Origin of the sequence: Burkholderia sp. SIMBA_051 (assembly GCF_046534915.1) — a bacterium.
GTDB lineage: Bacteria > Pseudomonadota > Gammaproteobacteria > Burkholderiales > Burkholderiaceae > Burkholderia > Burkholderia ambifaria.
On the sequence record NZ_JAWRXS010000656.1, the window covers coordinates 1 to 248 of the forward strand.

Here is a 248-nt window from a genome sequence, read left to right on the forward strand (position 1 = left end):
GCCGCGCTGGATGCTCGTCGACGTCGTGTTCAAGAAGAAGATTCCGCTGATTCCGCTTGCCGCATTGCGCGAGCACGAAGGGTTGAAGGACATGCGCGTGCTCGCCAAAGGCAACCGCCTATCGATTACGCCGGTGACCGAAGCCGAATGGCGCTTCATCACCCAACGACTCATTTGACATTGCACGTGCACGCGGCACGTTACGGCGCAATCCATGCGCCGAACTGCGCGCAGCAAGGATCAAGCCT

The 248-nt window shown here is 59.7% G+C and carries 1 protein-coding gene; it reads left to right on the plus strand.

What is annotated here, in order from left to right:
• Positions 1–178, plus strand: a 178-nt coding sequence (locus SB771_RS36110) for an EVE domain-containing protein (protein WP_410722177.1), incomplete at its 5' end; no start/stop codon positions are given.
• Positions 179–248: the final 70 nt, after the last annotated feature.